Origin of the sequence: Nonomuraea montanisoli, assembly GCF_013363975.1 — a bacterium.
Classification (GTDB): domain Bacteria; phylum Actinomycetota; class Actinomycetes; order Streptosporangiales; family Streptosporangiaceae; genus Nonomuraea; species Nonomuraea montanisoli.
In genome coordinates, this window is sequence record NZ_JABWGN010000027.1 from 58,662 (window position 1) to 65,761 (window position 7,100).

Consider the following 7,100-nt stretch of genomic DNA (forward strand, 5'->3'; position numbering starts at 1 on the left):
GACCTTCGTCTTCGATGCTACGGGGCCGCCATACCCAAATGTGGCGAAAACGATCTCAGGAGAGGAACGCGCGCAGCAACGCGGCGGTGCCCTCCAGGTGCTCGGCGACGGCGCGGCGGGCCGCCTCGGGGTCGCCGGCCAGGATGGCGGCGACGATCGCCTGGTGCTGGCTCGCGGCGTGTTCCAGGTTGACCTGGAGCATGGGGATGGCGTTGAGCAGGTCGCTGACCCGTAGGCGGGCGTCGGCGCAGGTGGCGGCGAGCAGCGGGGAGCCGGTGAGCTCGGCGATCGACAGGTGGAAGGCGGTGTCGAGACGCCGGTAGTCCTCGACGCGGGCCTCGTCGAGGTCGGTCAGGCGGCGGCGCAGCACCGCCCGCTGCTCCTCGGTCAGCTCGCTCGCGGCCAGCACGGCGGCGGCGCCGCACTCCACCGCCATCCGGAAGGTCAGGGCGTCGGTCAGGTCGGCGGTGCCCATGTCGGCCACGACGCGGCGCAGGTCGCCCGTCCCCGGCTGGGGCGGGACGTAGGTGACGAACGCGCCGCCGTAGCGGCCCCGCCGTACGTCGAGATAGCCGGCCTCCTGCAGGGCCCTGATGGCCTCGCGCAGGGTCACCCGGCTGATGCCGAGCTGGACGGCGAGCTCGCGCTCGGGCGGGAGCTTGGCCCCCGGCGCGACCACGCCGAGCTTGATCGCCTGGAGGAGCCGTTCCACGGTCTCCTCGAAGGCGTTGCCCGCCCGCACCGGGCGGAGCACCGTCATCAAATGCGCAGAGTCGTCCATCGTGTCCTCGGGGCGTGTCAGCGGCCCGATCATCGGGCACCGTCTCCTCGGGTCTTGACAATCCATCCCACCATGGACCTCAATGGTCTAACACTAGCCCAATTAACGGGAAAGCGCGTCATCCGGATGGGAGCGGGCACGTGAGCGAGGTGAACACGCCAGGCGGGCCGGGCCTTCTCGGGGTGGAGGAGCTGCGCGAGGAGGTGGCGGCCGGCCGGGTCGACACCGTGCTGCTCGCCATCGCCGACATGCAGGGCCGCCTGCAGGGCAAGCGGCTGTCCGCGCGGTACTTCCTGGAGGAGGTCCTGCACCACGGCTCCGAGGGCTGCAACTACCTGCTGGCCGTGGACGTGGACATGAACACGGTCTCCGGCTACGCCATGTCGTCCTGGGAGCGGGGCTACGGCGACTTCGTCATGCGCCCCGACCTGTCCACGCTGCGCCGCGTCCCGTGGCAGGAGGGCACGGTCATGCTCATGGCCGACCTGGCGTGGGAGGACGGCGCCGACGTGACCGCCTCGCCGCGCCAGATTTTGCGCCGCCAGCTCGCCCGGCTGGCCGAGCACGGCCTGGACGCCTACGTGGGCACCGAGCTGGAGTTCGTGGTCTACGACGACAGCTACGAGGACGCCTGGCGGCGCGGCTACCGCGACCTGAACCCGGCCAACCTCTACAACGTCGACTACTCCCTGCTCGGCACCGCCCGCGTGGAGCCCCTACTGCGCCGGATCCGGCGCGGGATGGAGGGCGCCGGCCTGTACGTCGAGTCGGCCAAGGGCGAGTGCAACCTCGGCCAGCACGAGATCGCCTTCCGCTACGACGAGGCGCTGCGCACCTGCGACAACCACGCGATCTACAAGAACGGCGCCAAGGAGATCGCCGCCCAGGAGGGCCGCTCGATCACCTTCATGGCCAAGCCGAACCAGCGCGAGGGCAACTCCTGCCACATCCACATCTCCGTGCGGAGCCGCGACGGCGAGCCGGTCATGGCGGGCGACGGGACGCACGGGCTGTCGGAGCTGGGCGCGCGCTTCATCGCCGGGCAGCTCGCCTGCCTGCGGGAGCTCACGCTGCTGTTCGCGCCGAACATCAACTCGTACAAGAGGTACGTGCCGGGCAGCTTCGCGCCGACCGCGGTCAAGTGGGGCGTGGACAACCGGACCTGCGCGCTGCGCCTGGTGGGCCACGGGCCGTCGCTGCGCGTGGAGAACCGGGTGCCGGGCGGCGACGTGAACCCGTACCTCGCCGTGTCGGCGCTGGTGGCCGCGGGGCTGTACGGCATCGAGAACGAGCTGCCGCTGGAGGAGCCGTTCGGGGGCAACGCCTACGCCTCGGGCGCCGAGACCGTGCCGCACACGCTGCGCGACGCGCTGACCCTGTTCGAGGGCTCCAAGCTGGCCCGGGAGGCGTTCGGCGAGGACGTCGTCGAGCACTACGCCAACTGCGCCAGAGTGGAGCTGACCGCCTTCGACGCGGCGGTGACGGACTGGGAAATGTACCGCGGCTTCGAACGGATGTGAACGGACTGTGACGGGCAAGGCATGAAGATCATCAATCCGGCGACCGAAGAGGTCGTCGCGGACGTCGAGATGGCCGACGCGGCCGAGGTGGATCGCGCCGTGGAGCGTGCCAGGCGCGCCTACGCGTCCTGGCGCGAGGTGGCGCCCGGCGACCGGGCACGGCTGCTGCGCCGCTTCGCCGACCTGGTGGACGCGCACGGCGACGAGCTGGCGCGGCTGGAGACGGCCAACGCCGGCCACCCGATCGGCAACTCCCGCTGGGAGGCGGGCGCGGTCCGCGACGTCCTGCACTTCTACGCGGGGGCGCCCGAGCGCAACCACGGCAAGCAGATCCCGGTGCCCGGGGGCGTGGACGTCACGTTCCAGGAACCCCTGGGCGTCGTGGGCGTCATCGTGCCGTGGAACTTCCCGATGCTGATCACGAGCTGGGGCGTCGCCCCGGCGCTCGCGGCGGGCAACACGGTGATCGTCAAGCCCGCCGAGTGGACGCCGCTGACCGCGCTGAGGCTGGCCGAGCTGGCCCTGGCCGCGGGCCTCCCCGAGGGGGTGCTCCAGGTCCTGCCTGGAGCAGGGGAGGTGGCGGGGGCCCGGCTGGTCGAGCACCCGGACGTCGCCAAGATCGTGTTCACTGGCTCGACCGAGGTCGGCAAGGAGATCGCGGCCAAGGCCGCGGCGCACGTCAAGCGCATCACGCTGGAGCTCGGCGGCAAGTCGGCCAACATCGTCTTCGCGGACGCCGACCTGGACAAGGCGGCCCGCAGCGCTCCCTACGCGGTCTTCGACAACTCCGGCCAGGACTGCTGCGCCCGTTCGCGGCTGCTCGTCCAGGCCGAGGTGTACGACGAGTTCCTCGACCGCCTCGCGCCGGCCGTGCTCGGCGTCAAGGTGGGCGACCCGCTCGACGAGAGCACCGAGATGGGGCCGCTGGTCAGCGCCGAGCACCTGGAACGGGTGCGCGGCTTCGTCGAGGACCAGCCCCACCTGCAGGGCACGTGCCCGCAGGGCAAGGGCTACTGGTTCCCGGCGACGGTCCTGACCTCGAAGGTCACCGACCGCGCCTTCACCGAGGAGATCTTCGGGCCGGTCGTGTCGGTCGTGCCGTTCGCCGACGAGGCGGAGGCCGTCCGGATCGCCAACGACACCCGTTACGGCCTGAGCGGCTCCATCTGGACGCGTGACGTCGGGCGGGCGCTGCGCGTGGCCCGCGCGGTCGAGGCCGGCGCCCTGTCGGTCAACTCGAACTCGTCGGTGCGCTACTGGACGCCGTTCGGCGGCTTCAAGGAGTCCGGCCTCGGCCGCGAGCTCGGCCCCGACGCCCTGTCGGCCTTCACGGAAACCAAGAACGTCTTCATCTCATCGGAGTGAGTGTTATGCAGCGTTTGCAGGACCGCGTCGCCGTCATCACCGGCGCGGGCAGCGGCATCGGGCTGGCCACGGCCCGCCGGTTCGCCGAGGAGGGCGCCAGGGTCGTGTGCGTGGACGTCGACGAGGAGGCGGGCACCAAGGCCGCCTCCGAGGTCGGCGGGCTGTTCGTCCGGGCGGACGTGACCAGCGAGGCCGACGTCGAGCGCATGTACCAGACCGCGTTCGCCACCTACGGCAGCGTGGACGTCGCGTTCAACAACGCCGGCATCTCGCCGCCCGACGACGACTCGATCCTGGAGACCGGGCTCGACGCCTGGCGGCGCGTCCAGGAGGTCAACCTGACCAGCGTCTACCTGTGCTGCAAGCACGCCATCCCGTACATGCGGCGGCAGGGCAAGGGCTCGATCATCAACACGGCGTCGTTCGTGGCGGTCATGGGCTCGGCGACCTCGCAGATCTCCTACACCGCCTCCAAGGGCGGCGTGCTCGCCATGTCGCGCGAGCTCGGCGTGCAGTTCGCCCGCGAGGGCGTCCGGGTCAACGCCCTGTGCCCGGGGCCGGTCAACACGCCGCTGCTGCAGGAGCTGTTCGCCAAGGACCCGGAGCGCGCCCAGCGCCGGCTCGTGCACGTGCCGGTCGGCCGCTTCGCCGAGGCGTCGGAGATCGCCGCCGCGGTGGCGTTCCTGGCCAGCGACGACTCGTCGTTCATCACGGCGTCGGAGTTCCTCGTCGACGGGGGCATCTCCGGCGCGTACGTGACGCCGCTGTAGGGAGGCGCTGATCGTGTCCCGTCCGCTCATCGGCATCACGACGTACGTGGAGCCGGCCCGCTACACCGTCTGGGAGCTGGACGCCGCGCTCCTGCCGTTCATGTACGTGGAGCAGGTCGTACGGGCCGGCGGGCAGCCGGTGCTGCTGCCGCCGGCCGGCGAGCCCGGCCCGGTGGCGGCCCGGCTGGACGGCCTGATCCTGGCCGGCGGGGGCGACATCGACCCCGCCCACTACCAGCAGGAGCCGCACGAGCGGGTCAGCTACGTCCGGGGCTTCCGCGACGACGCGGAGTTCGCCCTGCTGGCGGCGGCGTTGGAGCGGGAGCTGCCCTACCTGGGCGTCTGCCGCGGGCTCCAGGTGCTCAACGTGGCGCTCGACGGCAGCCTCCACCAGCACCTGCCGGACGTGGTGGGCCACACGGAGCACTCCCCCGGGCCGGGCGTGTTCGGCCATCTTCCCGTACGGCCCGTGCCGGGCTCCCGGCTGGCCAAGGCGCTCGGCACCGACCCGGTGGAGGTGCCGCACTACCACCACCAGGCCGTCGACCGGCTCGGGCTGGGGCTGAGCGTGACGGCCACGGCCGCCGACGGCACGGTGGAGGCCGTGGAGCTGGACGACCACCCGTTCGCCGTGGCCGTGCAGTGGCATCCGGAGGCGGAGGCCGACTGCGCCCTGTTCGAGGCGCTGGTCGCCGCCTGCTGACGCGCGGGGGCACGGCGCGGCGCCCGCACGCGACAACAGCCCCGTCCCGGCACTAGGCTGGCGGGCATCACCGTCGAACCCGTGCGGGAGAGCGCCCTGACAGCCATCCAGGGCCCCTGAAGGAGCAAGCCCTCCCCGCGAACCTCTCAAGGCAAAGGACCGCTCGGACGAGGTGACCTCTGGAAAGCAGGCCCGCGGGCCTCGCCGAAGGTGAAAGTCCGGCAAAGCCCGGGCGAAGCTCTCAGGCATCCATGACAGAGGGGGAGGATCCTGGCATCCGACCCTGCCCTGAGGTGCGAAATGTCCCGACCTACACCGTTGCGAGACGTCCACGAGAGTCTCGGCGCGACACTCACCGACTTCGCCGGATGGCTCATGCCGCTGCGCTACGGCAGCGAGTCCGCCGAGCACAACGCCGTGCGGACCGCGGCCGGGCTGTTCGACCTCTCGCACATGGGCGAGATCTTCGTCACCGGACCGCAGGCCGGGCAGGCGCTCGACTACGCGCTGGTCGGCCACCTGTCGGCGCTCGTCCCGGGCCGGGCCCGCTACACCATGATCGTCAACGAGCGCGGCGGAGTGCTCGACGACCTCATCGTCTACCGGCTGGGCGACGAGGAGTTCATGGTCGTGGCCAACGCCTCCAACTACGAGAAGGTGGCCGCCGAGCTGGCCGATCGCGCCAAGCCGTACGACGCGGCCGTCGAGGACCGCTCCGACCGGTACGCGCTGATCGCCGTGCAGGGGCCGCGCGCCCAGGAGATCCTCGCCACCCTCACCGACGCCGACCTGGCCGGCCTGAAGTACTACGCGGGGCTGCCCGGCGTGGTCGACGGGCGGCAGGCGCTGATCGCGCGCACCGGCTACACCGGCGAGGACGGGTTCGAGCTGTTCGTGGCCAACGAGGACGCCGTGCCGCTCTGGCACGCCCTCACGCGGGCCGGCGAGCCGTACGGGCTGCGGCCGGCCGGTCTGTCCAGCCGTGACACGCTCCGCCTGGAGGCGGGCATGCCGCTGTACGGCAACGAGCTGGGCCCCGACCTGACCCCGTTCGACGCCGGGCTGGGCAGGGTGGTGAAATTCGACAAGCCGGGCGACTTCGTCGGCAGGTCGGCGCTGGAGGCGGTCAAGGACACGCCGCCGCGGCGCCGGCTCGTCGGTCTCGTCGCCCGGGGCCGCCGGGTGCCCCGCCACGGGTACCCGGTCACCAAGGACGGTGCCGTCGTCGGCGAGGTCACCAGCGGTGCTCCTTCCCAGACTCTGGGCAAGCCCATCGCGATGGCCTATGTCGACACCGGGGCCGGCGAAGGTCTGGCCGTGGACATCCGGGGCAGCCATGAGGCGATGGACCTCGTGGAACTGCCTTTCTACAGGAGGAACAAGTGAGCGACATCCCTGACGAGCTGAGCTACACCAAGGAACACGAGTGGATCGCCGGCCTTGACGAGGCCATCACGGTGACGATCGGGATCACGGCGTACGCCGCCGAGGCCCTTGGCGACGTGGTGTTCGTCCAGCTTCCCGACGCGGGCGCGACCGTCGCGGCCGGTGACTCGGTCGGCGAGGTCGAGTCCACCAAGTCCGTGAGCGAGATCTACTCCCCCGTCGGCGGGGAGGTCGTCGAGGTCAACCAGGCTGTGGTGGACGACCCCTCCCTGGTCAACAACGACCCGTACGGCGAGGGCTGGATGTTCCGCGTGCGCGTCGAGGGCGACCCCGAGGACCTGCTCTCGGCCGAGGAGTACACAGCCCTCACCTCGGGCGAGTCCTGACCCACCCGCCGGGGCCCCGCCGGGCCCCGGCCCTGCTGAAGGGCGCCCATCAATGGCGATCAGCGTCTTCGACCTGTTCAAGGTCGGCATCGGCCCGTCGAGCTCGCACACCGGCGGCCCGATGGCCGCCGCGCACAAGTTCGCGCGCGGCCTCGACCAGGACGGCCTGCTCGACCAGGTCGCCCGCGT

Annotated in this window: 8 protein-coding genes and 2 riboswitches; of the genes, 7 read left to right on the plus strand and 1 reads right to left on the minus strand. The window is 71.5% G+C overall.

Translation table 11 applies throughout. The features are described from left to right. Window positions 1–55 precede the first annotated feature (55 nt). Window positions 56–760, minus strand: coding sequence for a FadR/GntR family transcriptional regulator (locus HTZ77_RS43180; protein ID WP_235996051.1), 705 nt, complete (start codon window positions 758–760; stop codon window positions 56–58). 170 nt (window positions 761–930) lie between these two features. Between HTZ77_RS43180 and HTZ77_RS43185 the strand changes: the two genes are divergently transcribed. From HTZ77_RS43185 to HTZ77_RS43215, 7 genes are all read left to right on the plus strand, one after another. Next, on the plus strand, window positions 931–2,301 hold the full coding sequence (locus HTZ77_RS43185; protein WP_175595609.1) for a glutamine synthetase family protein: 1,371 nt from the start codon (window positions 931–933) through the stop codon (window positions 2,299–2,301). A 21-nt stretch (window positions 2,302–2,322) separates the two neighbouring features. After that, on the plus strand, window positions 2,323–3,666 hold the full coding sequence (locus tag HTZ77_RS43190) for an aldehyde dehydrogenase family protein (RefSeq protein ID WP_175595597.1): 1,344 nt from the start codon (window positions 2,323–2,325) through the stop codon (window positions 3,664–3,666). A gap of 5 nt (window positions 3,667–3,671) precedes the next feature. Continuing rightward, window positions 3,672–4,436, plus strand: coding sequence for a 3-oxoacyl-ACP reductase (locus tag HTZ77_RS43195; protein WP_175595598.1), 765 nt, complete (start codon window positions 3,672–3,674; stop codon window positions 4,434–4,436). 13 nt (window positions 4,437–4,449) lie between these two features. Beyond that, window positions 4,450–5,139: a gamma-glutamyl-gamma-aminobutyrate hydrolase family protein gene (locus HTZ77_RS43200; protein WP_175595599.1), complete on the plus strand. Its 690-nt coding sequence runs from the start codon at window positions 4,450–4,452 to the stop codon at window positions 5,137–5,139. Window positions 5,140–5,213: 74 nt separating this feature from the next. Continuing rightward, window positions 5,214–5,311, plus strand: a riboswitch (glycine riboswitch). Further along, window positions 5,312–5,407: riboswitch (glycine riboswitch) on the plus strand. A 32-nt stretch (window positions 5,408–5,439) separates the two neighbouring features. Then, entirely contained in the window at window positions 5,440–6,525 is a 1,086-nt protein-coding gene (gene gcvT, locus HTZ77_RS43205; RefSeq protein ID WP_175595600.1) for a glycine cleavage system aminomethyltransferase GcvT, read from the plus strand. Then, window positions 6,522–6,911 carry a glycine cleavage system protein GcvH gene (gcvH, locus tag HTZ77_RS43210; RefSeq protein WP_175595601.1) on the plus strand — a complete coding sequence of 130 codons (390 nt, stop codon included), beginning with the start codon at window positions 6,522–6,524 and terminating at the stop codon, window positions 6,909–6,911. The genes gcvT and gcvH overlap by 4 nt, the downstream gene beginning before the upstream one ends. Window positions 6,912–6,963: 52 nt before the next feature. Continuing rightward, on the plus strand, window positions 6,964–7,100 hold a 137-nt coding region (locus HTZ77_RS43215), incomplete at its 3' end, for a serine dehydratase beta chain (protein WP_281387916.1).

Bases quoted from the DNA above. Each gene is read 5' to 3' on its own strand.
- HTZ77_RS43190 (WP_175595597.1), top strand. From the start codon at position 2,323: ATGAAGATCATCAATCCGGCGACCGAAGAGGTCGTCGCGGACGTCGAG.
- HTZ77_RS43195 (WP_175595598.1), top strand. From the start codon at position 3,672: ATGCAGCGTTTGCAGGACCGCGTCGCCGTCATCACCGGCGCGGGCAGC.
- HTZ77_RS43180 (WP_235996051.1), bottom strand. From the start codon at position 760: ATGACGGTGCTCCGCCCGGTGCGGGCGGGCAACGCCTTCGAGGAGACC.
- gcvT (WP_175595600.1), top strand. From the start codon at position 5,440: ATGTCCCGACCTACACCGTTGCGAGACGTCCACGAGAGTCTCGGCGCG.